General features: G+C 69.9%; 18 protein-coding genes, 1 tRNA gene and 1 riboswitch. Of the genes, 11 read left to right on the plus strand and 8 right to left on the minus strand.

What is annotated here, in order from left to right; genetic code table 11:
• Nucleotides 1-2 precede the first annotated feature (2 nt).
• Both ACQRWP_RS28520 and ACQRWP_RS28525 read right to left on the minus strand, forming a co-directional pair.
• Nucleotides 3-1,679 carry a class E sortase gene (locus ACQRWP_RS28520; RefSeq protein WP_430499143.1) on the minus strand — a complete coding sequence of 559 codons (1,677 nt, stop codon included), beginning with the start codon at nucleotides 1,677-1,679 and terminating at the stop codon, nucleotides 3-5.
• Nucleotides 1,676-2,476, minus strand: a complete 801-nt coding sequence (locus tag ACQRWP_RS28525) for a DUF881 domain-containing protein (RefSeq protein ID WP_430499144.1) — start codon at nucleotides 2,474-2,476, stop codon at nucleotides 1,676-1,678. Before ACQRWP_RS28525 ends, ACQRWP_RS28520 begins: the two co-directional genes overlap by 4 nt.
• 218 nt (nucleotides 2,477-2,694) lie before the next feature.
• Here ACQRWP_RS28525 and ACQRWP_RS28530 point away from each other — a divergent pair, with 218 nt between their 5' ends.
• From ACQRWP_RS28530 to ACQRWP_RS28550, 5 genes are all read left to right on the plus strand, one after another.
• Nucleotides 2,695-2,958 carry a cell division protein CrgA gene (locus tag ACQRWP_RS28530; RefSeq protein WP_350854895.1) on the plus strand — a complete coding sequence of 88 codons (264 nt, stop codon included), beginning with the start codon at nucleotides 2,695-2,697 and terminating at the stop codon, nucleotides 2,956-2,958.
• Between the two features lie 206 nt (nucleotides 2,959-3,164).
• Nucleotides 3,165-5,363, plus strand: coding sequence for a (Fe-S)-binding protein (locus ACQRWP_RS28535; RefSeq protein ID WP_430503318.1), 2,199 nt, complete (start codon nucleotides 3,165-3,167; stop codon nucleotides 5,361-5,363).
• 103 nt (nucleotides 5,364-5,466) lie between these two features.
• Nucleotides 5,467-6,792: a hemolysin family protein gene (locus ACQRWP_RS28540; RefSeq protein ID WP_430499147.1), complete on the plus strand. Its 1,326-nt coding sequence runs from the start codon at nucleotides 5,467-5,469 to the stop codon at nucleotides 6,790-6,792.
• Complete coding sequence (locus ACQRWP_RS28545) at nucleotides 6,785-7,786, plus strand: hemolysin family protein (protein WP_410819692.1); 1,002 nt, start codon at nucleotides 6,785-6,787, stop codon at nucleotides 7,784-7,786. Before ACQRWP_RS28540 ends, ACQRWP_RS28545 begins: the two co-directional genes overlap by 8 nt.
• Before the next feature lie 167 nt (nucleotides 7,787-7,953).
• Entirely contained in the window at nucleotides 7,954-8,967 is a 1,014-nt protein-coding gene (locus ACQRWP_RS28550; RefSeq protein ID WP_430499148.1) for an NlpC/P60 family protein, read from the plus strand.
• 55 nt (nucleotides 8,968-9,022) lie between these two features.
• Here ACQRWP_RS28550 and ACQRWP_RS28555 read toward each other — a convergent pair whose 3' ends face one another.
• On the minus strand, nucleotides 9,023-11,005 hold the full coding sequence (locus ACQRWP_RS28555) for an N-acetylmuramoyl-L-alanine amidase (RefSeq protein WP_430499150.1): 1,983 nt from the start codon (nucleotides 11,003-11,005) through the stop codon (nucleotides 9,023-9,025).
• 235 nt (nucleotides 11,006-11,240) lie between these two features.
• A riboswitch (cyclic di-AMP (ydaO/yuaA leader) is annotated at nucleotides 11,241-11,376 on the plus strand.
• A 13-nt stretch (nucleotides 11,377-11,389) separates the two neighbouring features.
• Here ACQRWP_RS28555 and ACQRWP_RS28560 point away from each other — a divergent pair.
• Nucleotides 11,390-12,430, plus strand: a complete 1,041-nt coding sequence (locus ACQRWP_RS28560; RefSeq protein WP_430499152.1) for an NlpC/P60 family protein — start codon at nucleotides 11,390-11,392, stop codon at nucleotides 12,428-12,430.
• Nucleotides 12,431-12,503: 73 nt separating this feature from the next.
• On the opposite strand, the gene dcd is transcribed toward ACQRWP_RS28560, so the two are convergent.
• On the minus strand, nucleotides 12,504-13,082 hold the full coding sequence (gene dcd, locus ACQRWP_RS28565; RefSeq protein ID WP_089018323.1) for a dCTP deaminase: 579 nt from the start codon (nucleotides 13,080-13,082) through the stop codon (nucleotides 12,504-12,506).
• Between the two features lie 99 nt (nucleotides 13,083-13,181).
• On the opposite strand from dcd, the gene ACQRWP_RS28570 reads away from it, so the two are divergent.
• The 4 genes from ACQRWP_RS28570 to ACQRWP_RS28585 all read left to right on the plus strand — a co-directional run bounded on the left by ACQRWP_RS28570 (nucleotide 13,182) and on the right by ACQRWP_RS28585 (nucleotide 15,846).
• Nucleotides 13,182-13,739 carry a pyridoxamine 5'-phosphate oxidase family protein gene (locus ACQRWP_RS28570; RefSeq protein ID WP_430499154.1) on the plus strand — a complete coding sequence of 186 codons (558 nt, stop codon included), beginning with the start codon at nucleotides 13,182-13,184 and terminating at the stop codon, nucleotides 13,737-13,739.
• 264 nt (nucleotides 13,740-14,003) lie between these two features.
• Nucleotides 14,004-14,077 (plus strand) — tRNA-Gly (locus ACQRWP_RS28575).
• 166 nt (nucleotides 14,078-14,243) lie between these two features.
• Nucleotides 14,244-14,777, plus strand: coding sequence for a SigE family RNA polymerase sigma factor (locus tag ACQRWP_RS28580; protein WP_430499155.1), 534 nt, complete (start codon nucleotides 14,244-14,246; stop codon nucleotides 14,775-14,777).
• Between the two features lie 22 nt (nucleotides 14,778-14,799).
• Nucleotides 14,800-15,846: a hypothetical protein gene (locus tag ACQRWP_RS28585; RefSeq protein ID WP_430499157.1), complete on the plus strand. Its 1,047-nt coding sequence runs from the start codon at nucleotides 14,800-14,802 to the stop codon at nucleotides 15,844-15,846.
• Between the two features lie 89 nt (nucleotides 15,847-15,935).
• Here the strand turns inward: ACQRWP_RS28585 and ACQRWP_RS28590 are convergent, their stop codons facing one another.
• A complete protein-coding gene (locus ACQRWP_RS28590; RefSeq protein WP_430499159.1) occupies nucleotides 15,936-16,466 on the minus strand; it encodes a 2'-5' RNA ligase family protein in 531 nt (176 codons plus the stop codon).
• A gap of 13 nt (nucleotides 16,467-16,479) precedes the next feature.
• The gene (locus ACQRWP_RS28595) at nucleotides 16,480-17,529 is read right to left on the minus strand and encodes an LD-carboxypeptidase (protein ID WP_430499161.1); all 1,050 of its coding nucleotides are present in this window, start codon (nucleotides 17,527-17,529) and stop codon (nucleotides 16,480-16,482) included.
• 129 nt (nucleotides 17,530-17,658) lie between these two features.
• Between ACQRWP_RS28595 and ACQRWP_RS28600 the strand changes: the two genes are divergently transcribed.
• A complete protein-coding gene (locus ACQRWP_RS28600) occupies nucleotides 17,659-20,796 on the plus strand; it encodes a BTAD domain-containing putative transcriptional regulator (RefSeq protein ID WP_430499163.1) in 3,138 nt (1,045 codons plus the stop codon).
• On the opposite strand, the gene ACQRWP_RS28605 is transcribed toward ACQRWP_RS28600, so the two are convergent.
• Nucleotides 20,780-21,529 carry an ABC transporter permease gene (locus ACQRWP_RS28605; protein WP_430499165.1) on the minus strand — a complete coding sequence of 250 codons (750 nt, stop codon included), beginning with the start codon at nucleotides 21,527-21,529 and terminating at the stop codon, nucleotides 20,780-20,782. The genes ACQRWP_RS28600 and ACQRWP_RS28605 overlap by 17 nt on opposite strands.
• The gene (locus ACQRWP_RS28610; protein ID WP_430499167.1) at nucleotides 21,526-22,470 is read right to left on the minus strand and encodes an ATP-binding cassette domain-containing protein; all 945 of its coding nucleotides are present in this window, start codon (nucleotides 22,468-22,470) and stop codon (nucleotides 21,526-21,528) included. The genes ACQRWP_RS28605 and ACQRWP_RS28610 overlap by 4 nt, the downstream gene beginning before the upstream one ends.
• Between the last annotated feature and the right edge of the window lies 1 nt (nucleotide 22,471).

Raw genomic sequence — 22,471 nt, forward strand, 5'->3', positions numbered from 1 at the left:
GGTCAGCCTCCCAGCTCCGCCGGGCGGCCCGCGGACTTGGGTTGGGTGCGGTCCAGTTCGGCGTGGATGATCAGGCGCTGGTAGTTGTCGAACTTCGGGTTGCACGTGGTGAGGGTGAGCATCCGTTTGGTCGCCTTCTTGTCCGGCTCGCCGGGCACCGGCGCCACCACCTCGACCTGGGTCGGTCGGACGATCCGGGACTGCGACACCCGGTAGACGTACCAGTCGGTCTTGCTCTCGACCACGATCGAGTCGCCCTCATCCAGCTCGTCCAGCCGCCAGAAGGTGGCCCGGTTGCGGTGGCCGGCGACGGAGAAGTTGCCCACCTGGCCGGGGAGCGCGCTGGTCGGGTAGTGGCCCGGGGCGAAGCGGATGTCCTGCTGAGTGACGCCCTCGACGACGACCCAGTTCTTGTCGAGCTTGGGGATGTAGAGGCCCGCGAGCGGCTTTCCGCGTACCGGTGGGGACGGTTTGACGCTCGGGCCGACCGACGGGGCCACCGTTGGGTCGTCGGTCGGGCCCCACGCCTGGGCCAACTGGTTGTTGAGGTCGTTCTGGTGGGCGTCGACGATGGCCGACTTGCCCCAGACCTCGTAGCCGGCGAAGAGCAGGACCACCAGGCCGAAGGTGATCAGGATTTCGCCGGTGACGCGGACGCCGGTGCGCAGTCGCGAGCCGAACGACGGGCGGGTCAACTCGGAGTAGACGCTCTTGTAGCCCTCGCCGGTCTGGTGCGGCCGGAGTTGCACCACCCGCTCGCCGCGTCGGGGTTGGGGAGGGTCGGCGGGGTTGGCGCCGGCCGGCTCATCCGGGACCGCGGTGCGGGGGACGGCACCCATCAACGCGGTCGAGTCCATGGTCGGCGGCCTGCTGGCAGGTGTGGCGGGCACCGCCGGAATCAACGCGGTGGCGGCTGGGTCCGCGCCGCTCGGCGGGACGCGTCCCGGCCCGGTCGGCGGGACCCGGCTCGGCCCGGTCGACGCGAAGCCATCCGGCCCGGCCGCTGCGACGCGGTCGGGGGCGGCCGGGGAGACCGGCGTGGCCGGGGAGCCGGTGGGTCGGGCGGGCCGGGCGGTGACCTGCGGAATGTACGCGGTCGGCGAGTCGGCCAGCGGCGGCGTCGAGGGGCCGGAGGAGACGGGCCGGCTCGGTGTGCCGGAGGCCGCCGGCCGGGTCGGCCTCGGCATCCCGCCGGGCGTGGCCGGACGGGTCGGTGCGGCACCGGGTGGGTTGCCGGTTGCCGGTGGGCGGGTCGGTGCGGCGCTGGGCGCGGTCGGTCGGGTGGACGCGGCGCTGGGCGCGGGGGGCCGGGTCGGGGCGTTGCCGGGGGCAGCGGGCCTAACCGGGCCCTGGTTGCTGGCGGTCGGGCGGCCGGGGGCGGTCGCGGGGGGAAGCCCGGCACCGCCGTGTGAGCCCGGCCCGGCAGCTGCGCTGCCCGGCCAGGGCGGCGGCGCTTCGGCACCCGGGCGGCCCGGGGTTTCGGTCGGCTCGGGTCGAGTGGCGCTCGGCCGCGGCGGCTGCTCGGTTCGCGGGGGGTGCAGCACCGGCTCGGGCCAGTTGCTGGCCGGAGTCGGTCGGCCCGGTGCAGACTCGGGCCGGTCGAACTTGGGCAGGAAGGCGGTCGGCTCGTCGGTCTGGTCCCGGTGTCGCCCGTCGCGTCGCTCGTCCGGCCCGCTCACTTGGGCACCGTAGCCGAGCGCAGGGCTGTGGAATCCTCGAATGCGGGAACTCGCACCGTGGAGGCCGTCTCCTTGTAGCCAAGCTGGTAGTCGTCGACCGCGTCCTTGAACAACCGGACTCCCTGAGAGCTGGCGAGGGCCTGCTGGAGGGCAGCGGGATCGCCGATCGCTACGATCTTGAACGGTGGGGAGTACACCCGGCCGTGAAGTAGCAGGGTGTTACCGACGCAGCGTACCGCGCTGGTGGTGAGCACGCGGACATTCATGATTGACATGGCCTCGGCTCCGCCGGCCCAGAGCGCGTTGACCACCGCCTGTACGTCCCCCTGATGCACCACCAGGTCGTCGTTGCTGGCGTCCGACTGCGTCTGGTCGAGCTGTGGCGCGTCGTTCAGCTCGACGGTGACCCCGGGCCCGCCGAGGGCGGTGAACCCGGCGTTCTGGAGGCTGCCCTGGGCGCGATTCTGCTGATCCTTGATCGGGGCGTCCGAGCCGGCCAGGGTGTTGGTCCGTTGCTCGACCTCGCCGCGCAGCGTGGCGGCGCGGCGCTCGCTGGCGGCGACCTGTTCGCGGCGGTCCTCGATGAGTTGGTTGAGCTGGGGACGCCGGTCCTCCCGGAGAGCGGTGCCGCCCGCTGTGGTCGCGGTGGTGGTGAAGAGCAACCCGGCCGCCGCGGCGATCAGGGGCACCCCGATCGACCAGCCCGGACGGCGTTGGCGCGGTCGCCGGGGCAGCAGCCCGGCGGCGGCCCGTCGGAGGACCTTCTGCCAGGAGGTCGCGCCGGATGTGTACTCCACCGAGCGTTCCTTCCGCGTGTCGGGGATCGGTCCGTGCCGGCTGGGCCGGTGCGAACAGTCCCGCCTCTTTCGGTCACTCCGTGCACCGGCCTGACCCCATTCGTGGTCCGGGCGGCCAATCGGGACTACGCTAGCTCTCGAACATTATTGGCCATGGACCGTCGCCCCCGCGCCCGGTTGTCAGGCCGGACGAGGTCGTCACCCCTCTGGAGAGCGCCGTGCCCAAGTCTCAGGTCCGTAAGAAGAAGGTGTACACCCCGCCGACGGATGTCCGTCCGACGACGACGTCTTCGTCGCGCAAGCCTAGCCCGGTGTGGTTGCCGGTCACCGCGGTCGCCTTGATCGTTGTCGGGATCGGCTGGCTGGTGCTCTACTACCTGTCCGAGCAGGAGTACCCGGTCATGGCATGGGGTTACTGGAACCTCGCCGTCGGCTTCGGTGCGATGGTCGCCTCGCTGGCGTTGCTCTCCCGCTGGCGCTGATCCGAGCAGACCGTCGCGTCGGCGGTCCCACGTCACCCCGTCGAGCCCCTGCCCAGCAGGATCGGGTGGGGCCCCCTAAGGTGTGCGCAGGCAGCGCGGCCTACTGCGAGATGACTCACGTTACCGCTGGGTAACCTTCGCGTAGGCTGCACTGCATGACCGAGCAGAGCGAGGTCATCAGGCAGCAGACCGGGGAGGCCAACTCGATGGGCAGCGTCCAGATCGTCACCACGATCCTCGCGGCCGCCATCACCGCCGTGGCGGTGTGGCTTGCGGTGCGTGCGGTCCTGAAGATGGTGGCAGTCATCCGGCTCGGGCAACCCGCGCCGGAGCGGTTTTCCGACAAGGTCGCCCGCGCCAGGACGATGCTGGTGGAGACGGCCGGCCACACCCGGATGCTCAAGTGGGGCGTGGTGGGCGCCGCGCACTGGTTGGTGATGGTCGGCTTCGTCGTGCTGTCGCTGCTGGTGCTCGAGGCGTACTTCGAGGTCGGCACCACCGACGGCGGTCTGCCGATCATCGGGCACTGGACGATCTTCGGTCTGGTCACCGAGATCATCGGGGTGCTGAGTCTGGTCGGCATCCTGGTGCTGATGGCGATCCGGCTGCGCAACCGACCGAACCGCCCGGGCGGGCGGTCCCGGTTCACCGGCTCGACCATGTGGCAGGGCTACTTCGTCGAGTGGATCGTGCTGCTGGTCCTGATCTTCGGCTTCGTGATCCGGGGTTTCAAGGTCGCCACCGACCACTTCGAGTTCCCGTTCTGGGCCACCCCGGTCAGCCACGCGGTCGGTGCGGTGCTGCCCGACTGGGCGGACGGCGTCAGCGTCGCCGCGGCCATCAAGATCATAATTTCGATGACGTGGCTGATCGTCATCTCCCTGAACGTCACGATGGGCGTCGCCTGGCACCGCTTCCTGGCGTTCCCCAACATCTTCTTCAAGCGAGAGCCGGCCAAGCCGGCCGGCTCCGGTCTCGGCGCGTTGCGCCCGATGACGAGCCAGGGCAAGCCCCTCGACTTCGAGGAGGCCGACCCGGAGAAGGACCAGTTCGGCGTCGCCCACGTCGAGCAGTTCAGCTGGAAGGGCCTCCTGGACTTCAGCACCTGCACCGAGTGCGGTCGCTGCCAGTCGCAGTGCCCGGCCTGGAACACCGGCAAGCCCCTGTCGCCGAAGCTGCTGGTGCTGAGCCTGCGCGACCACGCGTACGCGAAGGCGCCCTACCTGCTGGCCGGCGGCGGCAAGGACCTGACCGGCGAGGAGAAGGCCACCCAGGCGCAGCTCGCCCACCTGGACGTGCTGGCCCTCGCCGAGGCCGACAAGCCGTTGATCGGCACCGCCGAGGAGGGCGGTGTCATCGACCCGGACGTGCTCTGGTCCTGCACCACCTGCGGCGCCTGTGTCGAGCAGTGCCCGGTGGACATCGAACACGTCGACCACATCGTCGACATGCGCCGCTACCAGGTGCTGATCGAGTCGAGCTTCCCCTCCGAGGCCGGCGTGATGCTGCGCAACCTGGAGAACAAGGGCAACCCGTGGGGCGCCCCGCCGAACACCCGCGAGGACTGGACCAAGGGCCTGGACTTCGAGGTGCCCCGGGTCGGCGAGGTGGACGACTTCGAGTACCTGTTCTGGGTCGGCTGCGCCGGCGCGTTCGAGGACCGGGCCAAGAAGACCACCCGCGCGGTGGCCACGCTGCTCAACGAGGCGGGCGTGAAGTTCGCGATCCTGGGCGAGGGCGAGACCTGCTCCGGCGACCCGGCACGACGGATCGGCAACGAGTTCGTCTTCCAGATGCTCGCCCAGCAGAACGTGGAGACGCTGAACGAGGCGTTCGAGGGCCGGGACAAGGCCAAGCGCAAGATCGTCGCGACCTGCCCGCACTGCTTCAACACCCTGGGCAACGAGTACGGGCAGCTCGGCGGGGAGTTCGAGGTGGTCCACCACACCCAGCTGCTCGCGCACCTGGTCGCCACCGGCAAGCTCACGCCGGTGCAGCCGGTCGACGGCGGCGTCACCTACCACGACCCCTGCTACCTGGGTCGACACAACCGCGTCTTCGCGGCCCCCCGGGAGGTGCTCGGCGACGCCATCGAGGGCGAACTGACCGAGATGCCGCGTAACAGCGAACGCTCCTTCTGCTGCGGCGCTGGCGGCGCCCGGATGTGGATGGAAGAGAAGATCGGCAAGCGGATCAACGTGGACCGGGTCGAGGAGGCCATGGCCACCGGGGCGAAGACGGTCGCGGTCGGCTGCCCGTTCTGCTCGACCATGCTCAACGACGGGGTCAACGGCAAGGGTGCCGGCGAACAGGTCGAGGTGATCGACGTGGCGAGCGTGCTGCTCCGTTCGGTCAAGCCCGAGCAGCCGCAGGGCGGCAAGGAGACCGCGCCGATCGGCGGCTGAGACGCGTACCCCTGGGATCTGTTCATCGACGGCGGCGGCCCCTGAGGGCCGCCGCCGTCGTGCAAGAATCTCGCCGAGGTGAGGCGACATCGACGGCCTACTCTTGACGACGTTGTTGCCCCTGGTCGGCTTCGTAGCCCTGACCGCGGGCAACGCGTTCTTCGTCGCGGCCGAGTTCGCCCTGGTCACGGTCGACCGAGCGGAGATCGACCGGCGGGCCGCCGCGGGCGACCAGGCCGCCCTGACGGTACGCACGGCGCTGCGCGAACTCTCCTTCCAGCTCTCCGGGGCGCAGCTCGGCATCACCATCACCGCGCTGCTCACCGGCTACCTGGCCGAGCCGGCCCTGGCTCGGCTCTTCACCCCGCTGCTGCGCCCGCTGGCCGGGGGCAGCACCGAGCGGCTCACCCCGTTCATCGCGTTGGCCCTGGCCACGCTGATCTCCATGCTCTTCGGCGAGTTGGTGCCGAAGAACGCGGCGCTGGCCCGGCCCATGCCGGCGGCGCTGGCCACGGCCGGCCCGATGCACACCTTCTCCCGGACGTTCGGCTGGGTGATCCGAGGGTTGAACGGCTCGGCGAACCGACTGGTCCGGGCGCTCGGCGTGGAGCCGCAGGAGGAGTTGGCCAGCGCCCGCTCACCGGAGGAGCTGGGCCTGCTGGCGGGCATCTCGGCGCGGGCCGGCGCACTGCCCACGGACACCGCGATGCTGCTGCGTCGCACCATCCGCTTCGGTGACAAACGTGCCGCTGAGGCGATGACGCCCAGGGTGGACGTGGTCGCGCTGCGCGCCACGGCCACCGTGGCCGAGCTGCTGGAGGAGTCGCGGCGGACCGGGCGGACCCGGTTCCCCGTGTACGAGGAGACCCTGGACCTGGTGACCGGTGTGGCCGGCGTGCCCGACGCGCTGGGCGTGCCGCTGGCCGACCGCGCGTCGACCCGGGTCGGCTCGGTGGCCCGCGAGCCGGTGTACGTGCCGGAGAGCCTGAACCTGGACGGTGTCCTGGCCGCGCTGAAGGCGGCCGGGGCCGACCTGGCCATCGTGGTCGACGAGTACGGCGGCACTGACGGCGTGGTGACCGTCGAGGACCTCGTCGAGGAACTGGTCGGTGAGATCGCCGACGAGTTCGACCCGGCGAGCGTGGACGACCACGGGTCGGCCGAGCTGACCGTGCCGGGTGGTGAGCGCACCGTGCTGGTCGACGGTGTGCTCCGCTCCGACGAGTTGGCCGAGCAGACCGGCTTCCGGCTGCCCGAGGGGCCGTACGAGACGTTGGCCGGGTTCCTGATGGCCCAGCTCGGGCACATCCCGCTCGCCGGCGAGACGGTCGAGACGGGCGGCTGGGAGTTCACAGTGGTCGAGGTGGAGCGGCACCGGATCGAGCAGGTCCGGGTGTTGCGACCGGCGGATCCGGACGACGATGACTGAGCTGCTGGTGACCGTGCTGCTGCTGCTCGGCAACGGGTTCTTCGTGGGCAGCGAGTTCGCGCTCATCGCGTCCCGCCGGACGGTGATCGAGCCGCTGGCCGCCGGGTCGAAACGCGCCCGCTGGGCGTTGTCGGCGATGAACCAGATCCCGCTGATGATCGCTGGCGCGCAGCTCGGCATCACGGTCTGTTCGTTGGGTCTGGGCGCGATCGCCGAGCCGGCGTTGGCTCACCTGCTGGAGCCGCCGTTCCACGCGGCCGGCCTGCCGGAGCGGGCGGTGCACCCGGTGGCGTTCGTGCTGGCCCTGGGCGTGGTGGTCTTTCTGCACACGGTCGTCGGCGAGATGGTGCCGAAGAACATCACGCTGGCCGGTCCGGAGGTTTCCGCGCTCTGGCTCGGCCCGGCGATGCTGGCGTTCTGTGTGGCCACCAAACCGTTGTTGCTCGCGATGAAATGGGCGGCCCGGCGGGTGCTCGCGTTCTGGCGGATCGAGGCGTCCGAGGCGGTGAAGACGGTGTTCACCGCAGAGGAGTTGGCCGGGTTGGTCTCCCAGGCGCGGACCGAGGGGCTGCTCGACGCGGAGCAGCACGCGCGGATCACCGGCGCGCTGGCCCTGCACGCGCGGACGGCGGCGGACGCGCTACAACCGTGGTCGACGGTGGTGACGGTGGCCGAGGACGTGTCGCCGGCGTCACTGGAGGTGCTGGCGACCCGGACCGGCCGGTCCCGGTTCCCGGTGGTGCAGCGGTCGACCCGTCGGGTGCTCGGCTTTGTGCACGTCAAGGACGTGCTCGGGTACTCCGGGCAGGGTCGCCGGTCCCCGGTGCCGGCCGACGTCTACCGGCCGCTGGCGGTGGTGCCGCCGGAGCGTACGTTGGCCGATCTGCTGCTGGCCATGCGCCGCGAGCGGCGGCACATGGTGCTGGTCAGCGACGGGCGACGGCCGCTCGGTGTGGTCACTCTTGACGATGTATTGACCGCAATCGTTGGTTGATGGACCAATACCCATGGTGTGCAAGCGGTTGCACGACAGTGATGGTTACCGCGCTCGCCTTGATTACCGCCCCGAGCTTCCCTAATGTGGGGCACCGACCGCTGTGGGTCGTCTGCCTCGGCCCTTCCCTCACGCGAGGCGCCCGGCGGTCGGTTGCAAAGGAGTCGGTGCCGGTGGCAACCATGCCCCCTCATCGTCACGACCTGAACGCGTCTGCTCGCTCTGGTGGCCTGCGCCGCGCCGCGCACCGGGTGCTGATCCTGGTCGCTGCGGCGGCGGTCGGCGCCGGTCTGTTGACCGCGCCGGCACATGCCGCGCCCACGGTCGACGAGATCGAGGCGCAGATCGACAAGAAGTGGGAGCAGTTGGAGCCCACCATCGAGCAGTACAACAAGGTCCGGGCGCAGCTGAAGGTCAACCGGCAGAAGTCGGCGGACCTGCAGAAGAAGATCGAGCCGCTTGCGCTGCAGAGCGAGTTGGCGCTCAACCGGGTCGGCGACCTCGCCTCCCGCTACTACATCTCCGGCCCGTCGCATGACATCGGCGCGCTGCTGGTCAGCGCCAAGCCGGACACGCTCACCGAGCAGCTCACCATCCTCGACCGGCTCGCTTCGCAGGAGCGCAAGGAGGTCGAGGGTGTGCTGGCCGTGCGGGACAAGTACGACGGCGAGAAGCAGAAGCTGGACGCGCTGATCGTCACCCAGACCAAGCAGCAGAACGATCTGGCGGCGAAGAAGAAGCAGATCGACGGCGAGATCAAGAAGCTCGAGGCGTCGATGCCGAAGACCACTGTGGTGACCGCGGCCTGCCCGACCATCAACGGAGTGGTCAGCGCGGCGGCCCGCACCGCGATCAAGACCGCCTGCGGCAAGGTCGGCAAGCCGTACGTCTGGGGTGCCACCGGGCCGAACTCGTTCGACTGCTCGGGGCTGACCCAGTACGCCTACAAGGCGGCCGGGATCTACCTCACCCACCACACCGGTGACCAGTGGAACGAGGGCAAGGCCGTCTCGCGAGCGGATGCCCGCCCCGGTGATCTGGTCTTCTTCTTCTCCGGCCTGAGTCACGTCGGGCTGTATCTGGGGAACAACACCATGGTGCACGCGCCACGTGCCGGTAAGCCGGTGCAGGTGTCCAGCATCAACACCATGCCCGTCGCCGGGTTCCGCAGACCTGGCTGATCCACCTCGCGCAACACGACGGCCCCCGGTCACCGACCGGGGGCCGTCGTGGTTCTCAGCGGGGTGCGCCCACCGGGGAGGGCAACAGCTGCACGTCGGCGAGGTCGACGTACATGATCCGGTGGCCGAACTGGATCTGCGCGTACCGGTTCTTGCCGCGAATCACCGTCCAGTCGCCGGGCGAGGAGCCGTCGAACGTGCTGGCCCGGTAGTACTCGCCGGCCAGCACCGCGCCGACGGCGTACCGCTGCCCGGCCGCCAGGGTGTACTGGAGCGGCGAGATCGTCTGGTAGGGCACTCCTTCCGGGTAGGCGGACTGCTCCGGGTACGCCCGTCCGTAGACCGGAATTGTGGTCCGTCCGGGCTTCGGCGTGGCCACCACGCCGACGGTCCAGCTGGCGGTCGGCGCGGACGCCGGGTTGTGGAACCAGGCCCGCTGCCCGAGGTACCAGATCGCCGTCCAGTCGCCCTGCCGTCCGGCCAGCGCGTACGTCTGCCCGGCGGACGCCCGGGCCCCGTGGTCCGACACGACCATCGTGTTCGGGCTGCCGTCCGGACGGAGCGCGATGTCGTTGACCAGCGGCGCGTCCGCAGACGGTGCGCTGCGCAGCACCACCGCCGAGGAGCCGCGCGGCGCGCAGGGCACGCCCGCGGTGACGCAGCCGGTGAATGCTGGCTGGTTGGTGGCGTAGTCCGGGTCGATCCGGACCAACCCGGTGGCCGGGGTGCCGGTGTCCAGTCGAGGTGCGTGCAGCAGGTCGAAGTAGTGCGTCCAGTCCCAGTACGGGCCCGGATCCCAGTGCATCCCCCGCACGTTCGAGGCGATGGTGCCGGGCACGTTGTCGTGGCCGATGATGTGCTGGCGGTCCAGTGGGATGCCCAGCCGCAGCGCCAGATGCCGGACCAGCTTCGCCGAGGTCCGGTACATCGCCTCGGTGTACCAGGTGCCCTGCGCCGCGAAGCCCTCGTGTTCCAACCCGATCGACTTCGCGTTGACGTACCAGTTGCCGGCGTGCCAGCCGACGTCCTTGGTCTTCACGTGCTGGGCGATGTGCCCGTCGACCGAGCGCAGCGAGTAGTGCCAGCTCACGTAGGTCGGATCCTGGACGAGTTTCAGGGTCGTTGCCCAACTCGCCTCGGTGTCGTGGATGACGATGTACTCGATCTTCTGCCGCGCGGGTCGGTCGGAGAGGTCGTGGTTGCCGTAGTCCCCGTCGCCGAACGCCTCGTAGGGCGCCGGGATCCACTCGCAGGAGATGGTGCGGGGGCACTCCACCCCGTCCGGGCGGGCCAACCGGCGCAGGCCCAGCCGGTCCAACCAGGAACGCTCGGGCCGCACCGCACGGGCCGGCAGGGTGATCCGCTGGCCGTCGTCGGTCACCCGGGCTTCGCCAGCGCCGATGGTGGTGAAGACCTCGTCGGCGAAGGCCGCCGCGGCGTCGGCGCTGTCCGCGCCCGAGTAGCGGGCCACCGCGCCGTACCAGGCCGCCGGGTCGGTGTCCGCGCCGACCGGCGCGCCCAGATCCCGTTGGTACGCGCTCAGCAGCGCGGCTCCACCCCGGATGTTGAGGCCCGCGTCGGTGCGCAGTGCCTCGGGGGTGGCGCCGGTCAGCGTGGCGGCGGCGTCCACGGTCTGCAACGCGGCGGTGGACGGCGCGGGGGCCTCGACCGGGCGGGGCGCGGGCACCCGGGCGGATCGGGAGTCGTCGCCACGTGGGTCCTCGGCACCGGCGTCGTGGTGGCCGCGCCCGGGTAGAGCGGCCACGTGCCGCGCGTCGGTCAGGTGCATCGGGCCGTAGCCGCCACTGGTGCTCGGTGTGCCGGCGTTGGTGTCCCAGCGCGACTCCAGGTAGGAGACGCCGAGCAGCACGACGGCCGGCACGCCGTACTCGGTGGCCGCGGCGGTGTACTGCTGCTGGCGGTCGGTCGTGGGCGCGGCGGCGGCCGGGCCGACGGAGAGTGGCACCGTGGTGGCGGCGGCGACCACGGTGGCGGCGAGCAGTGCGCGCCAGCCGGTCGACAGGGTTGGATGGTGCATCGAACCCCCTAGATTCTCGCGGAGTGAGGTCAGGTCACCTTCGCGCCACCCGGGAGGTTACGTCAATACCTTTCTATCTATCGAAGCATGAGGAAAGAATCCTTCACACACGGTCGGTGACCTCGTCCAATCCGTACGGAGTGTCACGGCCGCACGGGTTGCGGATCGGTAACAAGCGTCTCTACTCTGGTCATTCGTCGGCCCGACAGCAGCTCCGCCCAGCCCGGGCGGTAACGGACCGACACCGCCGAGTCGTTTCCGAACGAACCGGGGACCCAGGTCCCTCGGGGTGAATCCGCAGCCACTGCGGTAGGGCGCCGACTTCCCGCCCGAACCCGTCAGCTAACCCGGTAGGCGGTCAGGAAGAAGGAGTACGAGACCCCGGTGGCACTCCATGCCCCGCGGCCGTCGTCCGAGCGGTCGGCATCAGCCGGCCCGACGTCGATCGTGCCGCGCCCACGCTGGTCCCGCTTCACCACCGCTCTCGCCGCGCTGGCGGGCATCGCCGTCGTCCTGACCGGCAGTGCCACGGCGGCCCACGCCGACCCGTCCGTCGCCGAGATCGAGCGCCAGATCGACGCCGACTGGAACAAGCTCGAACCGATCATCGAACGACACAACGCCACCCGCACCGACCTCGCCGCGAAGCGCAAGCAGGCCGACGCGCTGGCCGCCGGGATCACTCCGCTTGAGCGCCAGGTCGACGCCGCGATGGACAAGGTCAGTGCTCTGGCCGTACGCGCCTACAAGGGTGAGAACGTCTCGACAGTCAACGCGGTGCTGGGCAGCCGGTCGCCCAGCGAGGTCGTCGGCCAGCTGGAAATGCTCGACCGCTTCGCGCACAACCAGCAGAAGGACGTACGCCAGGTGGCCGACCTGCGCGACCAGTTGGCCGCGCAGAAGGCGCCGCTGGACGAGATGGTGGCCCAGCTGACCCGCACCGAAGCTCAGCTGGCGGCGAAGAAGAAGCAGATCAACGACGAGATCGACCGCCTGCAGAAGCTGCGCCTCAAGGTGTACGGCAGCGGCGGCGGCGGTCCGCTGCGCCCGGCGCCCTGCCCGGGTAGCTACCCCGGCGGCGCCGCGGGCACCGCTGTCAAGTTCGCCTGCGCGCAGATCGGCAAGCCCTACGTCTGGGGTGCCGAGGGCCCGAACTCGTACGACTGCTCCGGGCTGATGCTGGCCGCCTGGGCGAAGGCCGGCGTGTCGCTGCCGCACAACGCCGCCGCGCAGAGCCGGGTCACGAAGAACGTCAGCAAGGGCGACCTGCGCCCCGGCGACCTGGTCTTCTACTACAGCGACATCCACCACGTCGGCATGTACGTCGGCGGCGGCTGGGTGGTGCACGCCTCGCAGGCCGGTCAACCGGTCAAGATGAAGAAGGTCGACGACGGCCCGATCCACAGCTACGGCCGCCCAGGCTGACCCCGGGTGACCGAAGGGCCCGTCGCGATCCGTCGCGGCGGGCCCTCGTCGTCTGTCTTCTAGCGGATGAACCTCAGCGGGTGGGCCAGGTGCGCCAGTGCTGCCAGGCGCGGCTGGGTGTCGGTCCCCGCTGGCCCTGGTAGCGCGAGCCGTAGACCACCGAGCCGTACGGGTGCTCGGCCGGCGAGGAGAGCCGGAAGATGCAGAGCTGCCCGATCTTCATGCCCGGCCACAGGGTGATCGGCAGGTTCGCCACGTTCGAGAGTTCCAGCGTCACGTGGCCGGAGAAGCCCGGGTCGATGAAGCCGGCGGTGGAGTGCGTGAGCAGCCCGAGCCGCCCCAGGGAGCTCTTGCCCTCCAGTCGGCCGGCGAGCTGGTCACCCAGCGAGATGACCTCCAGCGTCGAGGCGAGCACGAACTCCCCCGGGTGCAGCACGAACGGCTCACCGTCGGGGACCTCGACCACCGATGTCAGGTCGTCCTGCTGCATGGCCGGATCGATGTGGGTGTAGAGGTGGTTGTTGAAGACCCGGAACAGCCGGTCGAGTCGGACGTCGATGCTGGACGGTTGGACCAGGGTGGGCTCGAACGGCTCCAGGCCCAGCGTGCCGGCCTTGATCTCGGAGACCAGGTCGCGGTCGGAGAGCAGCATCGGACCACCATAGCCGCGCTGCCAAAACTGGCCGGATTCGGTGCCGGTGACCAGCGCGTCGAGGTCGCTGCTCGTACATTTGTTCGATAGAATGCCCACATGGCTTCCTGGTCCGAATTCGCCGCCGACGAGCCCCGACTCGCCGACGGGATCCGCGTTCTCCTCCAGCAATACGGGCCGGGCTTCGGCTATCTGGCCACGGTCCGCGCCGACGGCGGGCCCCGCGTCCATCCGGTCTCCCCGGTCATCACCGCCGAGGGGCTGTTCTGCTTCATCATCGACTCGCCCAAGCGCCGCGACCTCGAACGTGACGGCCGTTACGCGCTGCACTCGTTCCCCGCGGAGGAGAGCGACGACGAGGCGTACGTGGCGGGGTGTGCCCGTCCGGTGACCGATCCGGTCCGAGTGGCGCAGCTGGCGCAGAGCGCCCGGGCCGAGCCGCAGGTCGACTGGCGGCTCTTCGAGTTCACCGTCGACGTGGCCATGCTCACCCGCCGCGAGCAGCACATCGCGGGCATTCCGGGCCTCCCCCCGGGCCGGCCGGCCGTTCGGGTCTGGCTCGACCCAAACGCCCCGTCGGCGGTGGCCGCGCCCCTCGCCGTCCCGCAGGCGCGCCCGACCCGCCTCAGCCGTGACGTCCAGTACACGGCCGCCTGACCACAGCCGGAAGATCATCGGTGCCGGCTCCGTCGTAACGGAGCCGGCACCGGGCGTACGCGCCGGCCCCGCGCCCCACCGCCCGGAAAGATCAACTCGGCTTCGGCGATATCGCGGTGTCCCGGCGATCCGGATGCCCCGACTTCCAGGAAACCGAGTGGATCAACCCGGCCCGACCCCGGGCGGCACGGTACGCGGACAGCCGCGGCCGGCGGGGGTACCTGGGTGCACGGGCTCGACGACTCGGGTACAGTGGTGCCGCTTGCGGGTGTAGTTCAATGGCAGAACATCAGCTTCCCAAGCTGACAGTGCGGGTTCGATTCCCGTCACCCGCTCCAACGCGAAGGCCCTGGCCAGGACGTGAGTCCCGGTCAGGGCCTTCGATGCTGTTGCGGCCAGCAGCGCTCGCAGCCGACAAGACCCTGAAGGCCCCGAACCCCGGCCGTTCCTGCGTTAACCTCGCTGGCCTCCCAGAGCGTTCAAGTGGTGGGAGGTACACACACCATGCAACGACCTCGGGAACTGGCGCCACCGGAAGGCTTCGCCGAGTTCGTCGCGGCGCGCTCCGATGCACTGCTGCGTTCGGCCTGGTTGCTTACCGGTGATGCCGGGCGGGCCGAGGATCTGTTGCAGACGGTCCTGGCGGACGTCTGGCGGCGCTGGGCCACGATCAAGAGTGCCGGGCATCCCGAGGCGTACCTGCGTCGAGCGTTGTTCACCACCTACGTCTCGTGGTGGCGGCGGCGCTGGCGTAGCGAGATTCCGAGCCAGCCACCGGACGAGCCGTCCCGTGGCGACACGGCAGATGAGTCCGCCGACCGGGACGCGGTACGCCGCGCGTTGGCCCGGCTCAGCCGGCAGCAGCGGGCGATCGTGGTGCTCCGCTACGTCGAGGACCTGACGGTGCAGCGGACAGCGGAAGTGCTCGGCTGCTCACACAACACGGTCAAGGTGCAGGCCTTCCGTGCCCTACGGATTCTGCGTACCGATCCGAATCTTGAGCTGTTCGCCGCCTGGAGGTCGAGAAGTGACGCGTGAAGATGAGGACATCAGGCTCCTGTTGACCAACGCCGTTCCCCCACTGACGCCGCCACCAGATCGGGTTGTCGAGGTGGCCAGGCGGGTCCGCCGGCACCGGCAGCGCCTGATCGGGAGCACCGCGCTCGCCGTGGCCGTGGTCGTTGGGCTGGGCGTGGGTGGGGTGCAGATCCTCACCGATGGCAACCGTGCCCCCTCGATGGCGGGCGATTCCGGCGGACAGGGGCAGTGGACTTCGTGCGTCGAGGCTGCACCGGAGATGGTCAGGCGCGGCTTCACGGTCCGGACCGAGGAGGCAGCCGCCCTTCCCCGCCTCGGCGATGACTTCGTCCCCGCCGAGGCCGTCATCTGCCGGCTGGAGCAACGCGCTCGCGGGGGCGAGGACGTGCTGGTGACGGAACAGCGCAGCGACGACGTCGCCGCTCTCGCCGCCCTCGCCGCCGTGCTCCGCCTGCCTGACGAGCCACAGAATCCCGGCGGCCTGTGCCGGGCGGACCTGCAGATGGCACCCTGGCTTGCGCTCGTCGACGCGGAGGGCCGGTGGATACGGCCCGGCATACCGCTCGCTACCTGCCACAACCATCTCCCCGACGCAGTCAGTGAAGCCCTCTTTGCCCTGCCGCTGACCACCGTGGCAACCCATCGGCTCGCCGAGTCGCCCACGGCGGGTTGTGACATGACAGCGCTGGCGAGGACGAGCGACCCTGACGCCCGTCCCGGGGCCCTGCCGGAGCCGTTCCCCGCCGGGCAGCAGGTCCGCCTCTGCGTCTACGACGTGCCGAAGAGTCAGCAGGGAAGCCGCATGCTAGACGGCGACTTCGCGCACGGGACGGTGCTGCCGGAGGACCGACGGACAGCGATCGAGGGTGCGCTGCGCTCGTCCGGGCCGGCGAACCCGTGCCATACCCGCGCCAGCCGCTTCGCGGTGCTGAGTCCGTTGACCGGCAGCGGCCCGCACACCTACGTCGAACTCGACGGTTGCCGTCGAGTCACCATGGGAGCCGCTCCTGATCCTGTGATCAACGCGCAGGGCGACGCCGCACTGATCGCGCTGATCGACAAGCCGTGACCTGTCGGGCGGGGCTTCCCGGGAGATCCGGCCACCGGCCGTGCCTGGAGGTCATGACGAGGTCGCTTGTAGCCCCGTACCAGCCGCCGCTAAGGGTGGATGCCCAACGGGAACTCACAGACGGTGCGCCACGGGCTCACGTCAGGTGTTCCGGCGATGAGCCGGACGCTGTCGATGGCCGCGTTGATCGGCAGGTGCGCGGAGATGGTTTCCGCGGCGTGGCTCAGCACGGGCCTGGCGGCGTCGTGACCGATGGTCAGGTGCGGCACCACATCGCTGTGCGCCCCGGCGTACGGGGGTGCCTCGGGAAACCGTCGCCACACTGCCTTGGTGAGGTCGCGGAAGGGCCGGTCTGGCTGCGGAGCAAGCCAGACGACCGCGTCACCGAACCAGTCGACGTGCGTCAGCGCGACATCGAACCGTGGTATCCCGGCAATGGTGTCACGCAGCACCGCCAAGACCTGCTCGTTGATCTGCTGCGGAGGCAGGAACGGGTAGAGGACGGTCACGTGCGCCGGCACGCCCCACGAGGCGGCCCGGTCGAGCGATGCCCGGAACCCGCCCACCGCCTCCTCGGCCTCGGGTACCGGCACGATGAGCGCCGTCTGTGCCGGCTCCATACCCTGCGGCCTCCTATCGGTAGTCGGCGAAGATTCGACGTTCCACGCCATCGACGGTGACCGGGCCGCCGTGGGGAAGGATCCACTGCGGCCTGGTGTGACCGAATGGGACGCCGACGCAGACGACCGCCTCGGGGTTGTAGCGGGTCACCACGTCGACCACCGTGTCCCGCTGCTGCTCGCGTAGCCGTACCCGATCCGCGGCTGCGGGTCGACGGCTGTGGTCGGAGACCGGCGGACGGGCGACCAGGACCGCGTCCACGGCGCTGAGGAGACCGCGTTCACCCAGTGATCGAATGATCCAGCCGACCTCGCGGGCGGGGAGAAGCTCCTCCGACGTCTCGATCATCAGCACCCCGCCGTTCAGGACCTCCGGGGGAAACGGGAAGCGCCCCGCCGTCAGGATCCACTGGATGAGCTCCAGGCAGCCACCCCAGGTGGGGCCGGTGACTGCGCGGCGCGGCCCGTACCAGCTCCACGGCTCCGTCGGTTCGCGCTCTCCAAAGGACTTCAACGCCTGCGGATCTGCCCAGTCGATGCCGATGTCCTCGGACTCACCCGGATCGGTGATCTCCAGCCGCTCCCCGGTGAGTAACGCCGATCGCAGCGACCGGACGTGGATGTCATCGACGGCAGGCCCGGGGCCAAGGTGCACCTGGGAGGATCCGCCGTAGAAGCTGGCGATGCCGAGGCCCCAGAGCCAGTGGTGCAGGTTGGTGTTGTCGCTGGTGCCGAGGAACGGCTTCGGGTCGGCTCGTGCCAGGTCGGCGTCCAGGTGGGGGATGACCGTGATCTGGTCGTCGCCTCCGATGACGGCGAGAATGCCGCGTACCTGGGGATCCGCGAAGGCGGCGTTGATGTCCGCCGCCCGCGCTGCCGCGCTCGCGCCCACCTGGCGGGTGGTGGGGTATTCGACCGGCACGAGGCCGGTCAGGTCAGCGAGCCGTCGCATGGCCTGCTCGTGGATCTCGGGATAGGCACCGGCCGCGGCGAAGGACGGCGACAGGACCGCGATGTGGTCCCCCGGGCGGGCTTTCCGAGGACTAACAAGCTCATGCACCATGTCGAGATCCAACAGGTGTGCCGGCGAGTGCGCATCTCATTTCGAGCCGGGTTCCTCCGCCCGACAGCCGTCGGCGGAGCGGGCAACGGCGATACGGATGCTTCTCATGTTCGTGGCAGGATCTGCCAGGTGCAGGTCGGGATGCTTGGTCCATTCGAGGTTCGCTCGGGCGTCGGCACCGTCATTGACGTGCCGGGCGCGCGGTTGCGCGGGCTGTTGACCGCTCTCGCGCTGAACCCGGGTCACGTGGTCCCGAAGGGGACCCTCGTCGACTGGATCTGGGGCGAGCATCCGCCCACTGACGCGGCGAACGCCCTGCACCGCCTGGTTTCCCGGCTCAGGAAGGCGCTGCCGGAGGGGTCGATCGAGGGACAGACGGACGGCTACCGGTTGATGGTCGAACCCGACGTCGTCGACGCCGTACGGTTCGAACGCCTCGTCGGCCTGGCTCGCGATGACGAGGGCCCGCAGCGGGTACGGCGGTTGCGCGAGGCCCTCGACCTGTGGCGCGGTGCGGCGATGCAGGACGTCGGTCTGGTCGACAGCACGGCGCTCGACGCGGCGGTCACCCGATTAGACAGGCGGCGTCTGACCGCCCTGGAGGATCGCTTCGACGTGGAGGTCAGCCTCGGCCACGGCCCGGAGCTGGTCGCGGAGCTGACCGACCTGGTGGCCGAGCACCCGGTGCGGGAGCGGCTGGTTCTCGCGTTGATGCGGGCCCTCGCCGCGAGCGGCCGCGACAACGAGGCGCTGCTGGTGTATCAGCGCACGAGTGCGGCCCTGGCCGAAGCGCTGGGCGTCGACCCCTCGCCGGAACTCTCGGCGTTGCACGTCGCGCTCCTGCGGGGCGAGGTGCGACGGCCCGAGGAGAGCCCGAAGACCAATCTTCGTGCCGAGTTGAGCAGCTTCATCGGCAAGGACGAGGCCGTTGCCGAGGTCGGCGCGCTCGTCGCCGAACATCGGCTCACGACCCTGATCGGGCCGGGTGGCTCCGGGAAGACCCGGCTGGCCACGGAAACCGCGCGCAGAATGCTCGACGACCTGCCGGACGGCGCCTGGCTGGTCGAGTTCGCCGCCATCGGCGCGGACGGTGACGTGGTGCAGGCGACGCTCGCCGGGCTCGGACTGCGGGACGCTCTGCTCGGCGAGCCACCGAGCATGGAGTTGGTCGACCGGCTCATCGCCGCGATCCGCGAGCGGGAGGCGTTGCTGATCCTGGACAACTGCGAGCACGTGATCGAGTCGGCGGCGGTGCTCGCTGACCGGCTGCTCGGGGAGTGTCGGCGACTGCGGATCCTCGCGACGAGCAGGGAACCGCTCGGCATCACTGGTGAGGCGCTCTGGCCGGTCGCGCCACTGGCCCTGCCGGACGTCGACGCCGACCCCAGCGAGATCGAGACCTCTCCCGCTGTCCGATTGCTACGGAATCGAGCGGGCGCGGTGCGGAGGGATCTGGCGGTCGACGATCTCACATTGTCGACGATGGCGCGGATCTGTCGGGCGCTGGACGGGATGCCGCTGGCGATCGAACTGGCCGCCGCCAGGTTGCGCACCATGTCCATCGACCAGCTCGCCAGGCGGCTCGACGATCGGTTCCGCCTGCTGACCGGCGGCAGCCGTACCGCGTTGCCCCGGCACCGGACGCTGCGCGCGGTGGTCGACTGGAGTTGGGAGCTGCTGACCGACGCCGAACGGACGGTCCTGCGCCGGCTGTCGGTGTTCTCGGGCGGGGTGAGCCTGGAAGCGGCCGAACGGGTCTGCGCCGGCGACGAGGTCGAGCAGGAGGACGTACTCGAGCTGGTCACCGCGCTGGCCGAGAAGTCGCTGTTGGTCGCCGAGGGCGGCGAAGCCCCGCGCTACCGGATGCTCGGCACGATCAAGGAGTACGCCGCGCACCGCCTCGCCGAGGCGGGGGAGACGGACCTGGCGCGGCATGCGCACCTGGCGTACTTCACCGAACTCACCGAGACCGCAGAGCCGCAGCTTCGCCGCGCGGACCAGGTGAAATGGCTCGCCACTCTCGAAGTCGAGCACGACAACATCGGTTCCGCGATGCGCGGTGCCCTCGCTGCCGGGGAAGCGCACGCGGCCATGCGGCTGGCCGCGGGTGCCGGCTGGTACTGGTGGCTCGGTGGACACCGGACCGAAGGCATGGAGTTGATCACGGCGGCCACCGAGACGCCTGGTGAGGTCAGCGACGAGATCCGGGCCACTGTGTACGCGCTCGTCGTGCTCTTCATCAACTCGGGGCCGGGCGACGAGCACCAGGCGGCGGAGTGGATTCACAAGGCGTACGAGTTCAGCCAGCGCAGTAACGGCAGCCACCCGGGGACGGCGCTCGTCGTCCCGCTGGAACGCATGTTGCGAGCCCCGGACGCGATCCTGCCCGCATGGGAACCGCTGCTGCACGACGAGGATCCCTGGGTACGCGCACTGGCCCGGTTGCAACTCGGCAAGATGCGGATCATTTTCGGCCAGGACGGTCCGGAGGTGGACGCGTATCTCGTGGCGGCGCTCGCCGAGTTCCGGGCACTCGGCGAACGGTTCGGGATCTCATTCGCCCTGACCGAGCTGGCGGAGCTGATCGCCGTACGCGGTGAGTTCGCCGGAGCGTGCGAGCACTACGAAGAGGCGGCCGTGGTCGTCACCGAGGTCGGCACCGTCGAGGACATCATCCGGATACGGTCCCGGCAGGCTCAGCTGTACTGGTTGCTTGGCGATGAGGAGTCCAGCGCGGCTGCCATGGCCGAGGCACGGCGATGCGCGGCGCGGGTCACGTGGCCGGGTGCGTTGGCCGTGCTGGCCCTGTCACAGGCGGAGCTCGCCCGCTGGCGTGGCCATGCCGAAGAGGTGGCGCGGCAGGTCGGTGTCGCGACGACCCTGTTGCGCGACGAGGCGGAGCAGGCACACATCCGCGTGCTGACACACGACCTGCTTGGTTATGTCGCGGACGATCTCGGTGAGGCGCGCAGACACCATTCCTTGGCCTGCGAGGCGGCAGCCGCTACGGGGCACGCACCCTCGATCGCGCGGGTACTCGTCGGCGTCGCGGACCTGGCGCTGCGCCATGACCAGTACGAGCACGCCGCCCGGCTGCTCGCCGCGAGCAGCGGTCTGCGTGGACGGCAGGATCATTCCCAGCCGGATGTGGCCCGGATCGAGCAGGAAGTACGGCGCCGCCTCGGCGAAGTGGGCTTCGCTGAGGCGGCGCGAGACGGCAGTCGGACGGACTGGAACCGGTTGGTCGCTGTCACGCTCGCTTCGTGAACGTGGAACGTGCCCACAGGTAGCCGACGAGAGCGATGCCGACGCACCAGGCGAGGGCGGGGATCACGTCACCGCTGGACGGTGTCCCGTTGAGGAACCCGCGCAGAGTTTCGATGATCGGCGTGAAGGGCTGGTATTCCGCGAACTCCCGCAGCCCGGGGCCCATCTTGTCCGCCGGCACGATCGCGCTGCTGAAGAACGGCAGCATGACCAGCGGTACGGAGGCCAGCCCCGCCGTTTCCGGAGACTTCGCCGAGAGCCCCAGGGCGACCGTGAGCCAGCCGGCGGCGAAGCCGAGCAGCACGATGATGCCGATCGCGCCGAGCCAGCCGAGGAGGCTCGCCGACGGGCTGAATCCGAGCAGGAAGGCCACTCCGACAAGGGCCGCGATGGCGACCAGGTTGGTCAGCACGCTGGCGACGACGTGACCGGTCAGCACCGCACCGCGGGAGACGTGCATGACTTTGAACCGGTTGATGATGCCCTTCGTCATGTCGGAGTTCACAGCGGTCGCGGTGGCCCCCAGCCCGTAACAGACGGCCAACAGCATCAGTCCGGGAGTCGCGTAGTCGATGTAGTCGACACCAACGTTGAAGGCGTCGCCGAACATGTACACGAACATCAACATGATCACGATCGGCATCAGGACCGCGTTGAACACCGAGGTCGGGTTTCGGGCGATGTGCTTGAAGTTGCGACGCAGCATGACGATCGAGTGGGACTTGGTGCTCATTTCGCGGAAACCTCCTGGGTGCGGCTGCCCGTCAGGGCGAGGAAGACGTCGTCGAGGTCCGGCGTCTGCACGGAGAACCCTTCGGCGCTGATCGCGTACTCGTCGAGCCGGTCCAGCAGGGCCCGCAGCGAGGCCGTACCGCCATCGCTGGGAACCCGCAGAGCCAGTGCCTCGTCGTCGCGTGTGGCGTCGTTGAGGACCCGGGCGGCCGCGTCGAGTTCGGCGACGGTGGTGAACTGGAGCCGGACGTGAGTGCCGGGGATCTGGCGCTTGAGCTCGTCGGGCGTGCCCTGGGCGACCAGACGCCCCTGGTCGAGTACGGCGATCCGGTCGGCGAGCTGATCGGCTTCCTCCAGGTACTGAGTGGTGAGGAAGATCGTCACGCCGTCGGCCACCAGGTCACGGATGATCGACCACATCGTGCGGCGGCTACGTGGATCCAGGCCCGTCGTCGGCTCGTCGAGGAAGATGATCCGCGGGTCGCCGACGAGCGTCATCGCCAGATCCAGCTTGCGGCGCATTCCACCGGAATAGGTCGACACCGGCTTCTGTGCCGACTCCACCAGATCGAACCGCTCCAGCAGTTCCGTGACGACCCGTCTGCCGTCCTTGCCGGGAACCTGGCTGAGATCCACCATCAGCTGCAGGTTCTCCCGGCCGGTCAGCAGCTCGTCCACCGCCGCGAACTGACCTGTGACACCGATCGCCGCGCGCACCGCCTTGGCCTCGGTGGCGGCGTCGTGCCCTGCGATGCGTACGGTCCCACCGTCGGCCTTCACCAACGTGGTCAGCACGTTCACCGTCGTCGTCTTACCCGCCCCGTTCGGACCGAGCAGGGAGAAGATCGTGCCCGCGCGGACATCCAGATCGATGCCATCGAGCACGACCTTGTCCTTGTAGGCCTTCCGCAGCCCGGAGACTGCAATCGCTGAACTCGTCATG

The organism is Micromonospora trifolii (assembly GCF_050516465.1).
In the GTDB taxonomy this organism is placed as follows: Bacteria; Actinomycetota; Actinomycetes; order Mycobacteriales; family Micromonosporaceae; genus Micromonospora; species Micromonospora trifolii.